Genomic DNA, 16,679 nt, shown 5'->3' with positions numbered 1-16,679 from the left:
TTCACCAATCTTCTATAAGGGTAGAATATGAAGTATGAGATTCGTGGTCGGCGGCGACGCGAGGTCTCAGGTGAGTTCGAGTGTCGGGATGCAGGTACGGACGATCTCGCCGTCGGGACTCGTGGTCTCCAGGACCTGCACTCGCGTGCCGTAAGCGGCCTGGAGATTCTCCTCGGTGAGCACCTCGTTGACCGGACCGGAGAGAATCTCCCGGTCCCGGGTGATGAGGACCGCCCGAGTCGCTACCAGAAAGGCATGATCCGGGCTGTGCGAGGTCATGATGACCCCGTGATTCTCGTCAGCCAGATCCCGTATGCAACGGAGGATCGTCGCCTGATTATGCAGATCGAGGGCGGCGGCCGGCTCATCCATCACCAGGATCCTCCCGTCCTGCACCAGCGCCCGGGCAATGAGGGTCATCTGCTGCTCGCCCCCGGAGAGCTCGGTGAGGAGGCGCGCGGACAGGTGGGCGATTCCCAGTCGCGTCAACACCTCCTCGGTGCGCTCGCGGTCCTCACGGGAGGGGGAGTCGAGCAGGCCCAGACGTGAGACGCAGCCCGTCAGGGCGACATCGAACACTGAGAAGGCGAACGGCGGCTCGTGCAGCTGGGGGACGTAGGCGATGTAGCGGGCCATCTGACGACGGGAGAGCGAGGAGCGCTCACGACCCCCGATCTCCACCCGCCCCGACACAGGTGACAGGATGCCTAGCAGGGTCCGGAAGAGCGTCGTCTTCCCAACGCCATTGGGACCCAGGAGGCAGAGCACCTCGCCAGTACTGACCTCCAGGTCGACTCCGGACAGGATGGCCTGGCGGCGGTAGCCGCAGGACAGGTTGCTCGCTGTGATGGTGGGATGCTCTGAGAGTGCGGGGTCTCCCGTGTCCCGTGCCCGGTCCTCGGGACGGCTCACTGTCGGCCTCCTTGCTGGGTGCGCAGAAGGATGAGGAAGAACAGCGGGGCCCCGATGATGCTGGTGAGGATTCCCAGTGGGATCTCAGAGGGCATCAGTGAACGACAGGCCGTGTCGACCGCGATGAGGAAGGCTCCGCCCAGGATGACCGACAGGGGGACGACGATCCGGTTGTCCGGGCCCGCGATGAAGCGCACCACGTGCGGCATGATGAGGCCGACCCAGCCGATGACGCCCGAGATCGCCACGCAGGAAGCGGTCAGCAGAGTCGCACACACGATGCTGACCAGACGCAGCGCGGCGGCGTTGACCCCCAGCGACTCCGCCTCCTCATCGCCGAAGGCCAGGATGTTGAAGCGCCACCTCAGGGCCAGGAGCGGGACGACTCCCAGGACGAAGGGGATGGCGAAGAGCCTCAAGTCGCTCCATGTCACCTTGGCAATGGAGCCCATGAGCCAATAGGTGATCTCCGGGAGCTTGGAGTCGGGATCCGCCGTGTACTTGATCGCCGAGACGAAGGCCTGGAAGAGGGCCGAGACGATCATGCCGCACAGGACCAGCAGCAGAACCTGGCTGCTTCCACGTCCGATGTATCGGGCCGCCGCGTAGGTGATGAAGACCGCCGCGAGTCCACCGGCGAAGGCCGCTGCTCGAACCGGCATGTTCCCCAGGGAGAGCAGCAGTGCGAGGGCTGCGCCGAAGGAAGCGCCGGTGCTCGCCCCCAGGATGTCAGGAGAGACCATGGGGTTGCGGAACAGTCCTTGGTAGGCGGACCCGGAGATCGCGAGAGCACCCCCGATCATGGCGGCGGCCACGACACGGGGCAGGCGGACGTTGAGGACGATGTTGCGCGAGACAAGGGGCGTGTCGCCGTCGCCGGTGGCCAGCTGCCACAGGGCATCGATGACGGTGTCGGGCGAGAGCATTGCCCGGCCTACCGCCATGGCTCCTACCGCGATGACGATGAGCAGGGTGAGAGCGACGACGGTGAGCGTCAGGTGCTTGAGAGGGTGACCGCTGGTCGTGGGTGGGCGCACAGGCGCATACCCGATTCAGCGGTAGTTGACGAACTGGAGGGCGGCGTCGACGTCGAGGTTCTTCAGCAGGGCGATCACCGTCTGGAGGTCGTCGCGGGACTTGGAGGTCACGCGCACCTCATCGCCCTGGATCGTGGCCTTGACACTCTTGGGGCCCTCGTCACGGATCGCCTTGGTGATCTTCTTGGCCACCTCCTGGGTGAGTCCCTCACGCAGCGGGCAGGCCAGACGGTAGATCTTGCCCGAGGGACGCGGCTCCTTGTCCCCCAGATCCAGGGCCTTGAGGGAGACGCCGCGGCGGAAGAGCTTGGACTCCAGGACGTCCAGGATCGCCAGGACCCGCTCGGCCGTGTTGGCCTCCAGCGTGATGGTGTCGCCCGACAGGCTCACGGAGGCGTCAACGCCGCGGAAGTCGTAGCGCTGGGAGATCTCCTTGGCGCACTGGTTGACGGCGTTGTCCACCTCCTGGCGGTCGAGGCGGGAGACGACGTCGAAGGAGGAGTCGTTGGCCATGGCGGCAGTCCTTTCCGGGGTGGGGACTTCAGTCGCCCCGAGTCTAGGTGGGTTGTTCTGTGAGGAGGGTCCTACGGGGGCGATTGGCGTTTCGCGCCGCTGCCTTGCTATTCTTCCACGGCGCCAAGCGATGACCGAGAGGTCGGAGCGCGGAGCCAAGGCGGGTTGCCCGAGCGGCCAATGGGAGCTGACTGTAAATCAGCCGCGTAATGCTACGGGGGTTCGAATCCCTCACCCGCCACGGCGATCACTCGTGATCGCACCTCGCCATCCGGTGAGGACCGCAGTGAGCGAAGCCACGGCGGAACGAATTGCCAGAGCGATTCGAATCTGCCTAGGATTCGGCTCGTTGCCCCGATAGCTCAGTCGGCAGAGCGTCTCCATGGTAAGGAGAAGGTCAAGGGTTCGATTCCCTTTCGGGGCTCTCACAGCGGGGGCCAATGGCCCCCATTGTGTTCCTATGGCGAGGTAGCTCAGCTGGTTAGAGCGCACGACTCATAATCGTGAGGTCGAGGGTTCGAGTCCCTCCCCCGCTACGCAAGCTTTCGAGTACAGCGTTCCGTCGCATGCTCGAGGATCGACACGAGGAGACAAACGTGGCCAGCAAGTCCGCCGACGTTCGCCCCAAGATCACTCTGGCCTGCTCGGAGTGCAAGGAGCGCAACTACATCACCAAGAAGAACCGTCGGAACACCCCCGACCGTCTCAGCATCGCCAAGTTCTGTGCTCGCTGCGGCAAGCACACCGAGCACCGCGAGACCCGCTGAGCATCGCACAGCGATCCCGGTCTCGGCCGGATAGCGAGCCCCGTCGACATGACGTCGGCGGGGCTCCGTCGTCTCCTCGGGTCGGGTGCCTAGCATCGTGAGGGTGAACGGTCTCAGCTCCTGTGACGACGCCGTCGAGCGGCTCGCAGCAGTCCTGAGCGGGGTGCTCGCAACCGGCTCCTCCGAACTGTCCGACCGCGAGGCTCACCGCCAGGCCCGGCGGGGAGCGACGGCGATCCTCCCCGCTGTGCAGGCCCTGCACCGGATCCACAGCCGGCTGCGGGACTGCCGGGGAGAGGCCGCCTGGGAGGGCCTGGTGCACCGCCGTTGCCGGATGAGTGCGAGCCCCACGGGTGGCGGCGTCGCCCCGGAGCCGGCCGCGGCCGATGGAGTCTCGATCCAGCAGGTCGAGCGCGCCGGGTGGGAGCTCATCCGGGCGACGGTCGAGGTGCCGGTGGAGGGGCGGTACTGGTGGGTGACCCATGAGCTCGCCCGCCGGACGTCGCCGTCCGGGGCAGATGCCGTCGAAAACGGGACACTCACGGCCCCGGGGGCCGGATTTGATACACCGTCGGGCTGCGTGTTCTACCGGCTCGCTGACTCCGATGTGGTCTCCTGGGCACAGGCCAGCGGAGACCGGAACCCCATCCATCTCCTTCCCGGAAGGGCGGCTGAGGCGGGTCTTTCGGTCGGTTCCGGCGAGGTCGTCGCTCACGGCTTGCTCCTCGGAGCGATCAGTCTCGCCCTGGTCCAGCCTTCGCCTTCACGGCAGGTCGGCCTCGTATTCATTGGTTCTGCTGATGTTCCGGCCTCCGAGTGCGGCGCGGAGGAGTCGTGGGCGATGCTCGCCGTCGATCCTGTCAGCGGAGACATCACTCAGGGCCGGCGTCCCGTCCTGCGCCGCCAGTGATTCCATCCATCCCGTCAACGCCACCCGGAGATGGTGCGGAATCCAGGCAGTCTCCCTATCGGTACATGAAGGAATAGTGATCGCTTACTGGAGGGAATTCTGACGGAGATTCATTACCGCCTTGAAGGAAGTGACGCGAAGACGTGAAAATAAATTATAGACCCCCAGCCAATCATCGGTAGATGGGGATGATAGCGTAACAAAGGTGGGTCTTTGTGATGTCAAACTGATGCATGTCAGGTGACATGAAGTCAGTGCCTGAATTGTTTTCCTGCACAGAAGTGGATCTCCGAGATCCGCTCAGTATCAACGAAAAGTGGAGGGGTTGCCTGTGTTTCCAAGGTTGCCTGATGTTGTGGGTCACTGTGGTGGAGTACTGAGTCTCCGACCGAGTGTGATAAAAAAGAAGTGGAGCCGCGCTTGTATGAAAGCCAAAGTCGATCAACAAGTTCGTGCTCGAGGGTTCGCGACCTGCCACAGGTCGGTGCTGAGAGGAGTCGATAAAGGTGATTACCGCAGAGCGGACGATGGCGGAACCGACGGCCTGCGTCGAGGATGTCGAGATGACGTGGACTCAGAGCGATCAGGAAGCCGTTGAGGCCACCTACGGCCAAGAACTGGCCGGGGCTGCGGGATCTCCCGAGGACGGTCTGGAGCCGGCCGGCGGCTGCGGCCAGAGCGACTCCTTGGAGCAGAAGGGCTTCCGTCGGCTCGATGAGATCGAGATGGATGCCTGGCGCTCCTTCCTGGCGGCCTCCACCTCCGTCACCGCCCGTCTCAATCGTGAGCTCGAGGCCGGGTGCGGCATCTCCATGCACGAGTACGAGATCCTGGTGCGCCTGTCCGAGGCTCCTGAGCAGACTCTGCGCATGTCCACTCTCGCCGAGCACGTCTCGCACTCCCGCTCACGGCTGACCCACACGGTCCGACGCCTGGAGAACGTGGGGTACGTCGAGCGCAGTTCCTGTGACTCCGACCGTCGCGGCGTCAACTGCACGCTGACGCCGCGGGGTCTCAGCTTCCTGCGAGAGGCGGCTCCGGTACACCTCGACGGCGTACGCCGCCATGTCGTCGACCGTCTCAGCCGTGAGCAGCAGGTCGCCTTGGCTGAGCTCATGAGGGTCATCGCCCAGGCCCCGGACTCCTCCTGTGGGCTCTCGGCGGCCTCGGCCTCCTGAGACTCCTGCGCGATCAGTGGGCGTCGTCAGCCGGTTTCGTCATCGGTGGCGGCGCCCACAAGTCTGTCCAGACCACGTCCAGGTCCGCCAGAAGGCGGCGCAGCAACGGCAGGGAGATGCCGACGACTCCGTGAGGGTCGCCGTCAATCCCCTCGATGAAGGCACCGCCCAGGCCGTCAATGGTGAAGGCTCCGGCGCACCACAGCGGTTCCCCGGTGGCGATGTAGGCCTCGATCTCAGCCGGGGACGGGGAGCCGAAGCGGATGGTGGCCGAGCTGACCCCCTCGGCGATGGCGCCGTCGGCGGTGCGCACCAGGAAGTGCCCCGTGTGCAGGGTGCCGGTGCTCCCGCTCATCATCCGCCAGCGCTCACGGGCATCGGCGGCGTCGATGGGCTTTCCGACGACCTGGCCGGAGATCTCCAGCATGGAGTCGCAGCCCACGACCACCTCGGCCTCCTGCGGGTCGGTGGACGCCATGACGTCGAGGGCCTTGGCCCGAGCCAGGGCCTGGACCTGCTCGGCGGCGGTCGGGGCCGCTAGCCCGGCCTCGCGGCGCCGTCGGATCAGCTCGTCGAGCACGGCCTCCTCGTCGACGTCGGAGACCCGCACCAACGGCTCGACCCCTGCGGCTCGCAGGGTGGCCAGTCGGCCGGATGACTTCGAAGCCAGGAGAATCACGTCGCCAGACTATACGGGCCGGTAGTCTCGGATCATGATCTCAGGCGGAAGCCCCTTCTCGCGTCTCGACACCGTTCCCGTCACCGGATCCACCCAGGACGACCTGCGCGCAGCCCTCACGGGACCTGAGCGGGCATCCTGGCCGCACCTGTCGGCACTGCGAGCACTCGCTCAGACCGCCGGCAGAGGGAGGTCCGGGCGCGCCTGGGTCACCCCCGACGACGGAGGGGCCCTCCTGGTCTCCGTGGTGCTCAGGCCCCTCGTCCCCGCCCAGTGCCTGGGCTGGCTGCCGCTGCTGGGCGGCCTGGCCGTCCGGGACGCTCTGACCCCCCTCGTCGAGGACCTGCCCTGGCGCGTGGGGACCAAATGGCCCAACGACGTCGTCGCCCTGCCCGATGACCCGGCGGCCGTGCCCGCAGTGCCCGGCTGGGCCGGCACACGCAAGATCGCCGGCGTCCTCAGTGAGCTCGTCATGCCGGAAGCCGCCGCAGGGGGTGCCGCCCGCGTCCTCGCTCCAGACATGGTTCCAGCCGACCGTGATGAGGCGCCCATGGTCATCCTCGGAGTCGGCGTCAACATCGGGCAGGCGGCTGAGGAGCTGCCGGTGCCCTGGGCCGGCTCCCTGCGCACGCTGGGCGCGGTCGGTACGGGGAGCGGACCCGATCCGGAAGACGCCGTGGAGATCGTTCTGACGGCGATCGGCCACCACCTGGCCCGGCTTGTCGGACAGTGGGAGGAGGTCGGCGGGAATGTCGACGCATCAGGCGGCGCGCTCGGGCGCCGGCTGCGCGAGGCGCTGACCACCCTGGGGAAGCAGGTCAGTGTCCAGGCTCCTGACGGTGAGCTCGGTGGGCTGGCTGTCGACGTCACCCCCGCTCTCGTGCTGCGCACCCAGGCCGGTGACACAGAGGTTCGCGCCGGCGATGTGACCCTCGTGCGAATGGAGGGCTGAGAGGGTCGTGAGAATCATGAACTCGTTGCTGGTGAATGCGGTCTGTCGCCCAATGGGCATAAGCGTGTGATCTGCGCTACTGTGGCAGGGTGACATTGGACAGCCAAGCGAGCGAGGAGCTCGCACCGGACTCCCGCGGGGGTGTCTCCCAGCAGATGGCTCACCAGGGCGCGCATCGTGTCGAGGGTGAGGCCGCTGCTGAGGTGGACCCCGCGGAGAGAACCACCCTGGTGGGACACGAGAGCCTGCTGCTGGGGGCGCCCCCCAGCCTCACCCTGACCGAGCTGGCTCAGCGAGCTGGAACCAGCATGGAGGTGGCGCAGAAGTTCTGGCGCGCCATGGGCTTCGCCGATGTCCAACCTGATGAGGTCCGCTTCACTGACCAGGATGTTGCCGCACTTCAAGACACCGTGGCGCTGCTGGATGAGACCAGCGACTCCTCCCTGGCCTCGGCCAGCGTGCTCGAGCTCCTCAGGGCCCAGTCCTACACCATGGACCGCCTGGTCCTGTGGGAGCTGGAGACTTTCGTCACGGACCTCAGTGAGCGTCTCGGGCTGGATGACACCGCCGCACGGCTGGTGGCCCTCGATCGCATCGACGGCCTCGTGGAGCTCCTGTCGCGCCAGCTGACCTACGTGTGGCGCCGTCACATGGCCTCCATCCTGGGGCGCACCGATGCGGAGGTGTCGACCCGGGGCAGGGAGGACACCGGCCCCGATCTCTACCCGCTTATCCGCTCCCTGGGCTTCGTCGATATCGTCTCCTTCACCCAGCGCGCTCAGGGCATGAGCAAGGCCGCCCTGACCCACATGCTCGAGGACTTCGAGAACACGGCCCGGGACGTCATCACCTCGCGGGGCGCGCGGGTGGTCAAGACGATCGGGGATGCCGTCATGTACATCTCCGACGACCTGCTGATCGCCGCCGACGTCGTCACCGCCTTAGTCGAAGAGCTCCAGAAGGGGCCGGATGCGATCCGGGTGCGGGCCAGCCTCGTCGAGGGGCGGGTCATCTCCCGCTCCGGGGACGTCTTCGGTCCCACCGTCAACCTGGCCTCCCGGCTCGTGGACGCGGCCGAGCCCGGCGGCATCCGCCTGGACGAGTCCACCGCCATGGCCATTCTCCGCTCGCCCGAAGCGGGGCGGTACCGGGTGGGGCAGTGCCATGAGGTCGTGGCCAAGGGGCTGGGGCAGATCGTGCCCTGGTCGCTGGAGCGGACCTCGCCGACCCGCCCCTGAGTCGAACCCCTCGTTCCGTTACCATCTCGTGATTTTCTGTCCCTTCGGCTCGTGAAGGGGCTGCTCGATCCTGGGGTTTTCCGCGGTATCCTCGCCGAAACGTGGTCTGGCTGTCAGAGGTTCGGGGAGCCAATGCCTCGGAGGTGGTCACGTCTTGATATCTTCTCCACCTCTGGGACGATGGCGGAGGGGTGCGTCGTCACCTAACATCGCGGATGTGACAACTGTTCTGCTCGTCGAAGACGATCCTGCCATCTCCGAGCCCCTCGCCCGCGCCTTCGGACGCGAGGGCTATGAGGTCCTGACCCACGGCACCGGTAAAGGCGCCCTCGAGGAGGTCTCGGCCGCCGATATCATCGTCCTGGACCTGGGACTGCCGGACATCGACGGCCTGGACGTGGCCCGTCAGGTGCGGGCCCAGGGTCTGACGATCCCGATCCTCATGCTCACCGCCCGCAGTGAGGACTCCGACCTCGTCGTCGGTCTGGACGCCGGGGCTGATGACTACGTCACCAAGCCCTTCCGCCTGGCCGAGCTGCTGGCTCGCGTGCGGGCACAGGTCCGCCGCGCCTCGGGGGAGGCCACTGAGGACGAGCTGAGCGTCGGGGAGATCCGGGTCGACGTCGCCGCTCACCGGGCCTTCGTCGGCTCGCGCGAGCTGCAGCTGACGACCCGGGAGTTCGAGCTGCTCCGGGTCCTGGTGCGTGCCGGCGGCAAGGTCGCCTCCGGTGAGGACATCCTCAAGGAGGTCTGGGGTGAGGACCCCACCGGGAGTCCCCAGACCCTCCAGATGCACGTGACCTGGCTGCGTCGCAAGCTCGGTGACGATGAGGAGCGGCCTGCGCTTCTGCTGGCTCAGGAGGACGGTTACCTCCTGACCGCCGGCTGAGTCGCTGACCGGGAGGGCTTCCCGAGAGGAGTGCTGGGTTCCCAAGGCGCCTCGATGAACTGATCGGGGCTGAAGGAGGGCTTGCCATGCGTCGTTACGCCATGACGATGACGATGTCGGCGGTGTCGGTGGCCGTCCTCCTGTTGGGACTGCCGCTGGGGGGCGCCTGGATCGCCAGCGCGTTGCGCTCCGCCGGAAGCGGCGACCGGGTTGTCATCATCGGCACGGTCATCCTCACGGTTCTGGTGCTCACCGGTACCGCGCTCACGGCGGCCTCCGTGGTGGCCTCCCGGGTGTCCAGGCGCATCTCGGCCCCGCTCATCTACCTGGCCGCCGAGGCCGAGCAGCTCGGCAGCGGCCAGGTCCGCCCGAGGCTGCGCTCCTCGGGGATCGAGGAGATCGACCTGGTCCAGGCCGAGCTGGTGCGTTCGGCCGAGCGCGTGGCCGGACGCATCGCCGCTGAGCGGCAGTTCGCCTCCGATGCCTCCCACCAGCTGCGCACACCGCTGACCAGCCTGTCGCTGCGCCTGGAGGAGATCGAGCTGCTCGCCGGCGAGGAGGAGGTGCGTGCCGAGGCCCACGCCTGCCTGGAGCAGGTCGAGAGGCTCACCGGAGTCGTCGAGGACCTGCTCAAGGTCTCGCGCCGCTCCGGGGGCGGGACCACGGAGGCGCTTCACCTCAAGGACATCTTCGCTCAGCAGCGCGAGGAGTGGGAGCCGGCCTTCGAGCAGGCAGGGCGCACCATCACCTTCTCCGACGAGATCAGCCACCCGGTCCTGGCCACGCCCGGGTCCCTGGCCCAAGTGCTGGCCACCGTCATCGAGAACTCCCTGCGCTACGGGGCCGGGACGACCTCGGTGAGTGTGCGCGGGGCCAACGGCGGTCACGCGGTCTTCATCGACATCGCCGACGAGGGCGAGGGCGTGGCTGAGGACATCGCACCGCACGTCTTCGAGCGGCACGTCTCCGGCTACGGCTCCACCGGCGTCGGGCTGGCCCTGGCCAAGGACCTCGTCGAGGCCGACGGCGGCCGCATCGAGCTGTCGCAGCGCAGCCCGGCCGTCTTCTCCATCCTGCTCAACGCCGTCCCCAAGTCCCTGGACCCCAACAACGTCCTGCCGCAGGGCGCGCTGGTCTCGGTGGGCCGGCGTCGTCGGTTCTGAGTCGCCGCTGAACCCTCGCGCGACGGAGAGGTGAGGGCTGAGAGGCGGGCGTCAGGACTTCTGGCGGCGGGACTTGATGACCTTTGAGATGGCGGAGGCGAGCATCGGCGCCACCGAGATGAAGACGATGACAAGGATCATCGTGTCGATGTTCTCCCGGATCCACTCGAAGGATCCCAGGAAGTAGCCCAGCCAGGTGATGCCGAAGGCCCAGAAGGTGGCGCCCAGGATGTTGAAGGTGATGAAGTGGCGGTAGCGCATCTTGCCGACGCCGGCGATGACGGGCGTGAAGGTGCGCACGATCGGCACGAACTGGGCCAGGGTGACGGCCTTGCCGCCGTGGCGCTCGAAGAAGTCCGAGGTGCGCTCCACGTACTCCTGCTTGAACAGACGGGAGTCGGGCTTGTTGAAGATCGCCGGCCCCGCCTTGCGGCCGATGAGGTAGCCGGTCTGGTTGCCGGCGACGGCGGCGAGCCATACGAGGGGGGCCGCCACCCAGATGTGTACGCCGATGGCGCCGGTGCCCACGAACATCCCCAGCGTGAAGAGCAAGGAGTCGCCCGGCAGGAAGAAGCCGATGAGCAGGCCGGTCTCGGCGAAGATGACGAGCATGACGCCGAGGATGGCCCAGGGGCCGAACCACTTGACGATGGTCGTGATGAGGTTGGCGGCGTCGAGCCACTCGGGGCCGAGCATCGGCGCGTGGACTAAGGGGAGGGCTGTGGGCAGGTTCAGCGCCGGTGCGAAGGCGTTCAGGGCAGTCACCGTGCAAGGCTAAACGCTGCCCCGGCGGCCATGCCGTGAGAGTGATCCCCTCGGGGTTGTGGCATCGGGCACCCCTCAGGCCGCTGCCAACCGGGCCGGTCTTGTTGGGCCTCAGGGGCGAGCTGAGACGGGAACGGCCGAAGACGCGGCCTCGCCGCCTGCCTGCCCCTGGGTGTCGGTGCTGTCGGTGTCGTCGTCGGGGGAGTGGTCCTTGTGCCCGGTGAAGACGATGTAGTGGTAGAAGACGAAGCGGAATGCTGTCCCCAGGCCGAAACCGACGACGTAGGCGGCGACGTTGTCCGCCAGCGGGGAGGTCAGCCCCAGGACGTGGTGGGTGAACAGCAGGCAGAACTGTGTGATGGCGATGCCGCCCAGGTTGGCCAGGACGAACAGTGTGGCCTCGCGGGCGACGTTCTTCCGGGTGCGACCCCGGTAGGTCCAGTAGCGGTTCGCGATCCACGAGAAGACGGTCGCGGTCGAGGAGGCCAGCAGCTGGGCGGAGTTGGGGTGACCGGAGAGGACACCGGTGGGGCCGTGCTGGAGCAGGTTGAACAGGCCGACGTCGATCACGTAGGCCGCGGCGCCCACCATGCCGAACTGCATGAACTCCTTGACGAGGGCGATGAGCCTCTGGGTCAAGGAGTTGCCGGAGGAGCGCGTCATGGCGGGCATCCTATGTCGATCACAGTCAGGTCACGCAAGCCGGGGCCGCTCACGGCACCCAGTGAACACTGACGCTGCCCAGGTCCCACACCCACGAGACCCACAGCAGCTGGCCGGCGATGCCCGCCGCCAGCAGGGCCAGCCGCCGGCGGGTGGTACCGGCCGCCGCGGCCAGCGCCCAGCCTGCCGGGGCCAGGGGTAGCAGGAGACGCAGCACCGACGTCGTCGGATCGAAGAAGACCAGGAGGTAGAGCAGGTAACCCAGGCACCAGAACCAGACCGCGGGCCCCAGGGCCCGCAGGCTCGGGGCGCTCAGCAGCAGGCCCACCGCGACCAGCACAACGGCCAGCAGGGCCGGACCCAGGTGCGGGCCCACCCAGTCGCCCAGGCGGATCGCCCACTGCACGACGGGCGCCAGGTCCGCCCCACGCCAGGAGGTCTCGGTGGCGGTGTAGGCGTCCTGTCGGCCCGTGACCAGCCAGGCGATGACCGGCCAGCTCAGGGCCGCCGAGCAGGTGAGCAGGGCCAGCACCAACAGTCGCAGGCGTGCGCCTGGCGCCTGCGGGACGTGGCCGGGCACCAGACGCGCGAACCAGGTGGGCGGGACCCAGCCGCGGGCGCAGGCCACCTCCCAGGCCCACCACAGCCCCAGCGCCGCCCCCAGCGGGACACCGATGGGGCGGGCGAAGCAGGCCGCCAGCGCCAGGGGAATCGCCGTCAGTGACCGCCCGCGGCTCGCCAGCCACAGCGTCAGACCCACCAGCACCAGCCCCAGGGACTCGGCGTAGGGGACCTGGAGGACCGCGGCGCACGGCGAGGACCAGACCAGGGCCACCGCCCACAGGGAGGCCCGCCTGCCCGCCACCGGTGAGAGCCAGCGGTCCATGACGACCGCTGCCGCCGCCGAGGCCAGGACCGATACGAGGGCGGCGCGCACGTAGAAGGACCAGCCGGTCCAGCCCAGTAGGGAGGCCGCGGCGCTCAGCAGCGGCATGAACGCCCAGGTGTTCTGGGCCACCCGTCCGTCGCCGCCCACGGGTAGCCGCTCCGGGTAGCCCTCCTCGACGATCCGGTTGTACCAGCCCGAGTCCCAGAAGCGCAGGTGCTCCTCCCAGGACGGTGCGGCCCCGGCCCACGGGGTGGCGGGCGTGTCCTGGGCGCCCAGCCGCAGGATGAGGAGGGACACGGCGCTCGCCGCGGCCCAGACCGCCAGGACCTGGAGCCAGTGGTGCGGCCCCGAGGCGGCGCCGTGCGTCGAAGACGAGGGCGGGGCATGCCGGGCGCTGGAGGACACGGAGGACTCTGAGACGGGTGGGGTCACGGCCCCCACCCTACGGTCTGGACCCGTGCGCGGTGAGGATGAGCGACATGCGGGTAGCCTTGGGGCGTGAGCGCACCCATCGTCGCCGTGATCGGAGGCGGGCAGCTGGCCCGCATGATGCAGGAGGAGGCCAGTGCTCTGGGGATTCACCTCAGGGCGCTGGTGGAGGCCGCGGACGGGTCCACCGGACAGGTGACCCCGGACGCCCCCGTCGGAGCCGCCGACGACGAGGCTGCCGTACGCGCCGTCGTCACCGGGGACGGTAGTGACGGGCCCGCAGGTGGGCCGGCCTCGGTCCTCACCTTCGAGCACGAGCACCAGGACTCGGCCCTCCTGGAGAGGCTCCAGGCCGAGGGGGTCAGTGTCCAGCCCACCCCGCAGGCCCTGACCCTGGCCCGCGACAAGCTCGCCATGCGGAGGATGATGAGCGGGGCCGGGCTCCCGCAGCCCGCCTGGGCGGAGATCGGCGGGCCGCAGCAGGAGAGCGCCGAGCAGATGGTCGACGCCATTGAGGCCTTCGCCGCCGAGCACGGCTGGCCAGTGGTCCTCAAGACGCCGCGTGGAGGCTATGACGGCCACGGGGTGCTGCTGGTGCGCAGCGCCGAGTCCCTGCGCCAGGGCGAGGCGGCCGAGTGGGTCGCCTCGGTGGCGCGCGCCCGAGCGGGCCAGGGCGACGGCCGCGGGGCCGGCGGGGGAGGCAGCCTCGGAGGTGCGGCGGTGACCAGTCTCCTGGTGGAGCAGGCGATTCCCTTCACCCGTGAGCTCGCGGTCCTGCTGGCCCGCACCCCCAGCGGGCAGGTGGCGGTGTGGCCGGTGGCCCAGACGGTCCAGGAGGACGGCATGTGCGCTGAGGTCCTGGCGCCGGCACCAGGTCTCGACTCGACCGCCGTCGAGGAGGCCGAGCTCATCGGCCGCACGGTCGCCGAGCGCGCCGGGGTGACCGGGGTGCTCGCCGTCGAGCTCTTCGCCGTGGAGACCTTCGGGGAGCCCACGCGCCTGTACGTCAACGAGCTGGCGATGCGCCCCCACAACTCCGGTCACTGGACCCAGGACGGGGCCGTCACCAGCCAGTTCGCCCAGCACCTGCGGGCGGTTCTCGACCTGCCGCTGGGCGCTACGGAGGCCACGGCGCCCACCACCGTCATGGTCAACCTCATCGGCGGCCGGCGCGAGCCGGGACCCGACGCCCTGGCCCGGGCCATGGCCGCTCATCCTGAGGCCCGCGTTCACCTCTACGGCAAGCAGTGGCGAGCGGGCCGCAAGCTCGGGCACGTCACCATGACGGTCGGTCCGGACCAGGAGGTCGCCGACGTCGTCGAGCAGGCGCGCGGGGCCGTCGCCATCCTGCGCGGGGACGCCTGAGCCGGACGCATCCAGACCACAGCACGCAGGACACGACAGGGAGGACATTTCATGAGTGAGCTCAGCGCAACGACGACGGGCACGCAGGACGCGGGGCGGCCGGTGGTCGGCATCGTCATGGGGTCGGACTCGGACTGGCCGGTCATGGGAGCCGCCGCCGAGGTCCTCGACGAGTTCAAGGTGGCCTATGAGGCCGACGTCGTCTCCGCCCACCGCATGCCCACCGAAATGATCGACTACGGGCGCGCCGCTGCTGAGCGGGGGCTGCGCGTCATCATCGCCGGCGCCGGGGGAGCGGCCCACCTTCCCGGAATGCTGGCGGCCGTCACCGAGCTGCCGGTGATCGGGGTGCCGGTGCCGCTGAAGTACCTCGACGGCATGGACTCCCTGCTGTCTATCGTGCAGATGCCCGCCGGGGTTCCGGTGGCCACCGTCTCCATCGGCGGGGCCCGCAATGCCGGGTTGCTTGCGGTGCGTATCCTCGCCTCCGGCCAGGGGCCGGAGGCCGCCCGCCTGGGCGCCGCCATGCGGGCCTTCCAGGCAGACCTCAGCGAGGTCGCCCACGCCAAGGGCGCCGCCCTGCGCGAGCGGCTGCAGGATTGACGATCAACCGTTTGCGGGACGAGCGCGAAGGTCGCTGGCTGTGTCAGGAGCCGGCCTTGAAGGCCTCTTGCCAGAACTCATCGGCGTCCCAGTCGGCTTTCATTCCCAGGGCATTCAGTGGGATGCGTTGATATTCGCCTAAAAGAGAGTGCAGCCTCAGACCTGAATCATGACAGATTGATGGCTCTTCGTGTTTGAGGGTGTGGTAGGTGGGGCTTGTCGGCTGGTTTAGGTGGTTGCTGCCGGGTGGTCTTTGAGGCGTCTGGTGTGGATGAGGCTGCGGATGGTGTAGCTGGCCAGGTTGCGCAAATCCCAGGGCGATGCCGCGTAGGTGCTCCAGGCGTCCGTTGATGGCCTGGCGTGGGGTCGTTGGAGGTGCGGGGTGGGCGAAGTAGGCCAGGACGTCCTGGCTGCGGCTGATCGGGGTTCTGGCCAGGGTGTGGATCTCCTCAAGCCCTTCTGGGATGGCCTGCTTCAGGGAGTCGATGAGCTGTTGCGTCAGGTACTTTCCCAGGCCCGCCTCCTCGGTGCGGTAGGCCTGGATGAGGTGCTGGTAGACGCCCCAGGAGGCCTGGACCGCGGCGTGGCGATCATCAGCGAAGAGGGTCTCGAGACGCTCGGTCTGGGCGTCGGTGAGTAGGCCGGCCCCGGTGTGCAGGGTGCGCCGGGCCCGGTAGAGCCGGTCACCCGCTCGGCCCCGCCGGCCTGTGATCGCTCGTTGGATGCGCCGGCGGCACTGGTCGAGCTTGCTGGCAGCCAGGGACACGAGGTGAAAGGGGTCCATCGCCGTCCGGGCCTGTGGGAGCTCCTCGCCGGCGGCGCTCTTGGGACCCGGTGAAACCGCCCCGTGGCTACCACCTCGACCCGCCCACGCCATTCCTGGTCGCGCTGGGAGAGCCAGGTCTTGTAGGGGCTTCTTGGACCGGCCTGGGACCACGTCCACAAGCCGGGCCGGACCACTGCGGTCGCGTACGGGGGTCAGGTCGATGATGACGGTGACATAAGATCAGGGCCGGTGAAGGTAGTCTCAGGCACGTCGAGGTCTCTCAGGTGGCGTGTGTAGCAGCTCCCATCATCGAGGGACCTCGACCCCTACCCGGCGTAACGACGCGCCCGCCCCACCTATACACTTCAATAGGCTTCACCTACCACACCCCCAAACGCGAAGAGCCGGTTTGTCCTCTCATTGCAGGGGGTTGGCATGTAAAAACCCCCGATTTGGGCGTGCTCTGACGAGCGAGAGGCCTGGGGGTGTTGTGGGGTCAGTCTACACGGGTTTACGAGGTGCGAGGGGGGTGGGCAAGGGGCGCACCGATCTGTGTTGTCTCATGACTTCTGGGAGTTTCGGATGTCATGACATCTCAAGGCACCGGTGGGGCGAGTGGGTCGGTCCTGATTGCCGTTGCTTGCCTCGCCGGTAGGGGACTGACCGGGCTGCTCGCAGTCGTTCGGATGGCTCCCGGCATCGTCTGGACGCAATGCACGAAGGCTGGGTGCTACTGGAGGAGGGTTGGGTGTACTCCAGGTAGGTGGGGCCTTCGTGCAGTACGCACAACCCCCGGCCAGTAGATCCCGGCCGTCGTGGAGTAGGCGACTCGGGGTGGGGGGTGGGGCGGAGTCGGCGTCGAACCATGTCCTTCAGGCCTCCGTGCGGGGGCCCGAGGAGGTCAGGCAGGAAACGTAAGGTCGCCCTCCGGGGGGGGTGCCCCTATGTGGTGTGTCAAGCG

At 68.1% G+C, this 16,679-nt stretch carries 17 protein-coding genes and 3 tRNA genes; 12 read left to right on the top strand and 8 right to left on the bottom strand.

Features of this window, described 5'->3' with window-relative positions:
- Positions 1–66 precede the first annotated feature (66 nt).
- From HMPREF3165_RS08055 to HMPREF3165_RS08045, 3 genes are read right to left on the bottom strand one after another with little or no spacing between them, the layout of a single operon-like run.
- On the bottom strand, positions 67–912 hold the full coding sequence (locus HMPREF3165_RS08055) for an ABC transporter ATP-binding protein (RefSeq protein WP_083303255.1): 846 nt from the start codon (positions 910–912) through the stop codon (positions 67–69).
- Positions 909–1,949, bottom strand: a complete 1,041-nt coding sequence (locus HMPREF3165_RS08050; protein WP_070512280.1) for a FecCD family ABC transporter permease — start codon at positions 1,947–1,949, stop codon at positions 909–911. The genes HMPREF3165_RS08055 and HMPREF3165_RS08050 overlap by 4 nt, the downstream gene beginning before the upstream one ends.
- Positions 1,950–1,964: 15 nt before the next feature.
- The gene (locus HMPREF3165_RS08045; protein WP_003787109.1) at positions 1,965–2,462 is read right to left on the bottom strand and encodes a YajQ family cyclic di-GMP-binding protein; all 498 of its coding nucleotides are present in this window, start codon (positions 2,460–2,462) and stop codon (positions 1,965–1,967) included.
- A gap of 159 nt (positions 2,463–2,621) precedes the next feature.
- On the opposite strand from HMPREF3165_RS08045, the gene HMPREF3165_RS08040 reads away from it, so the two are divergent.
- The 6 genes from HMPREF3165_RS08040 to HMPREF3165_RS08015 all read left to right on the top strand — a co-directional run bounded on the left by HMPREF3165_RS08040 (position 2,622) and on the right by HMPREF3165_RS08015 (position 5,317).
- Positions 2,622–2,703: transfer RNA gene (locus HMPREF3165_RS08040), tRNA-Tyr, on the top strand.
- Positions 2,704–2,813: 110 nt separating this feature from the next.
- Positions 2,814–2,886 (top strand) — tRNA-Thr (locus HMPREF3165_RS08035).
- Positions 2,887–2,924: 38 nt separating this feature from the next.
- Positions 2,925–2,998, top strand: a tRNA-Met gene (locus HMPREF3165_RS08030).
- 60 nt (positions 2,999–3,058) lie between these two features.
- Positions 3,059–3,229 (top strand): 50S ribosomal protein L33, encoded by a 171-nt coding sequence (gene rpmG / locus HMPREF3165_RS08025; protein ID WP_003779904.1) that lies wholly within the window; start codon positions 3,059–3,061, stop codon positions 3,227–3,229.
- A 103-nt stretch (positions 3,230–3,332) separates the two neighbouring features.
- The gene (locus tag HMPREF3165_RS08020; protein ID WP_070512298.1) at positions 3,333–4,139 is read left to right on the top strand and encodes a MaoC/PaaZ C-terminal domain-containing protein; all 807 of its coding nucleotides are present in this window, start codon (positions 3,333–3,335) and stop codon (positions 4,137–4,139) included.
- 506 nt (positions 4,140–4,645) lie between these two features.
- Complete coding sequence (locus tag HMPREF3165_RS08015) at positions 4,646–5,317, top strand: MarR family winged helix-turn-helix transcriptional regulator (protein ID WP_083303253.1); 672 nt, start codon at positions 4,646–4,648, stop codon at positions 5,315–5,317.
- Positions 5,318–5,330: 13 nt separating this feature from the next.
- Here the strand turns inward: HMPREF3165_RS08015 and HMPREF3165_RS08010 are convergent, their stop codons facing one another.
- Entirely contained in the window at positions 5,331–5,996 is a 666-nt protein-coding gene (locus HMPREF3165_RS08010) for a Maf family protein (RefSeq protein WP_070512277.1), read from the bottom strand.
- A 34-nt stretch (positions 5,997–6,030) separates the two neighbouring features.
- Between HMPREF3165_RS08010 and HMPREF3165_RS08005 the strand changes: the two genes are divergently transcribed.
- From HMPREF3165_RS08005 to HMPREF3165_RS07990, 4 genes are all read left to right on the top strand, one after another.
- The gene (locus HMPREF3165_RS08005) at positions 6,031–6,948 is read left to right on the top strand and encodes a biotin--[acetyl-CoA-carboxylase] ligase (RefSeq protein WP_070512274.1); all 918 of its coding nucleotides are present in this window, start codon (positions 6,031–6,033) and stop codon (positions 6,946–6,948) included.
- Positions 6,949–7,037: 89 nt separating this feature from the next.
- A complete protein-coding gene (locus tag HMPREF3165_RS08000; protein ID WP_070512272.1) occupies positions 7,038–8,186 on the top strand; it encodes an adenylate/guanylate cyclase domain-containing protein in 1,149 nt (382 codons plus the stop codon).
- 217 nt (positions 8,187–8,403) lie between these two features.
- Positions 8,404–9,075, top strand: coding sequence for a response regulator transcription factor (locus HMPREF3165_RS07995; protein ID WP_009406998.1), 672 nt, complete (start codon positions 8,404–8,406; stop codon positions 9,073–9,075).
- Positions 9,076–9,161: 86 nt separating this feature from the next.
- Positions 9,162–10,238, top strand: coding sequence for a sensor histidine kinase (locus tag HMPREF3165_RS07990; protein WP_070512269.1), 1,077 nt, complete (start codon positions 9,162–9,164; stop codon positions 10,236–10,238).
- A 51-nt stretch (positions 10,239–10,289) separates the two neighbouring features.
- Here HMPREF3165_RS07990 and HMPREF3165_RS07985 read toward each other — a convergent pair whose 3' ends face one another.
- The 3 genes from HMPREF3165_RS07985 to HMPREF3165_RS07975 form a co-directional block, all read right to left on the bottom strand.
- Complete coding sequence (locus HMPREF3165_RS07985) at positions 10,290–11,003, bottom strand: VTT domain-containing protein (RefSeq protein ID WP_070512266.1); 714 nt, start codon at positions 11,001–11,003, stop codon at positions 10,290–10,292.
- Positions 11,004–11,114: 111 nt separating this feature from the next.
- Complete coding sequence (locus tag HMPREF3165_RS07980) at positions 11,115–11,675, bottom strand: GtrA family protein (protein ID WP_070512264.1); 561 nt, start codon at positions 11,673–11,675, stop codon at positions 11,115–11,117.
- 40 nt (positions 11,676–11,715) lie between these two features.
- The gene (locus HMPREF3165_RS07975; protein ID WP_083303252.1) at positions 11,716–12,987 is read right to left on the bottom strand and encodes a hypothetical protein; all 1,272 of its coding nucleotides are present in this window, start codon (positions 12,985–12,987) and stop codon (positions 11,716–11,718) included.
- 66 nt (positions 12,988–13,053) lie between these two features.
- Between HMPREF3165_RS07975 and HMPREF3165_RS07970 the strand changes: the two genes are divergently transcribed.
- A complete protein-coding gene (locus HMPREF3165_RS07970; RefSeq protein ID WP_070512261.1) occupies positions 13,054–14,349 on the top strand; it encodes a 5-(carboxyamino)imidazole ribonucleotide synthase in 1,296 nt (431 codons plus the stop codon).
- A 51-nt stretch (positions 14,350–14,400) separates the two neighbouring features.
- Positions 14,401–14,952: a 5-(carboxyamino)imidazole ribonucleotide mutase gene (gene purE, locus HMPREF3165_RS07965; protein WP_009747952.1), complete on the top strand. Its 552-nt coding sequence runs from the start codon at positions 14,401–14,403 to the stop codon at positions 14,950–14,952.
- Positions 14,953–14,995: 43 nt separating this feature from the next.
- On the opposite strand, the gene HMPREF3165_RS13835 is transcribed toward purE, so the two are convergent.
- A complete protein-coding gene (locus HMPREF3165_RS13835; RefSeq protein WP_070512258.1) occupies positions 14,996–15,736 on the bottom strand; it encodes a transposase in 741 nt (246 codons plus the stop codon).
- Positions 15,737–16,679: the final 943 nt, after the last annotated feature.

Origin of the sequence: Actinomyces sp. HMSC08A09 (assembly GCF_001807465.1) — a bacterium.
Lineage (GTDB): Bacteria > Actinomycetota > Actinomycetes > Actinomycetales > Actinomycetaceae > Actinomyces > Actinomyces oris.
The sequence above is the reverse complement of the archived record's forward strand: the minus strand, read 5'-3'. Positions and strand labels throughout refer to the sequence as shown.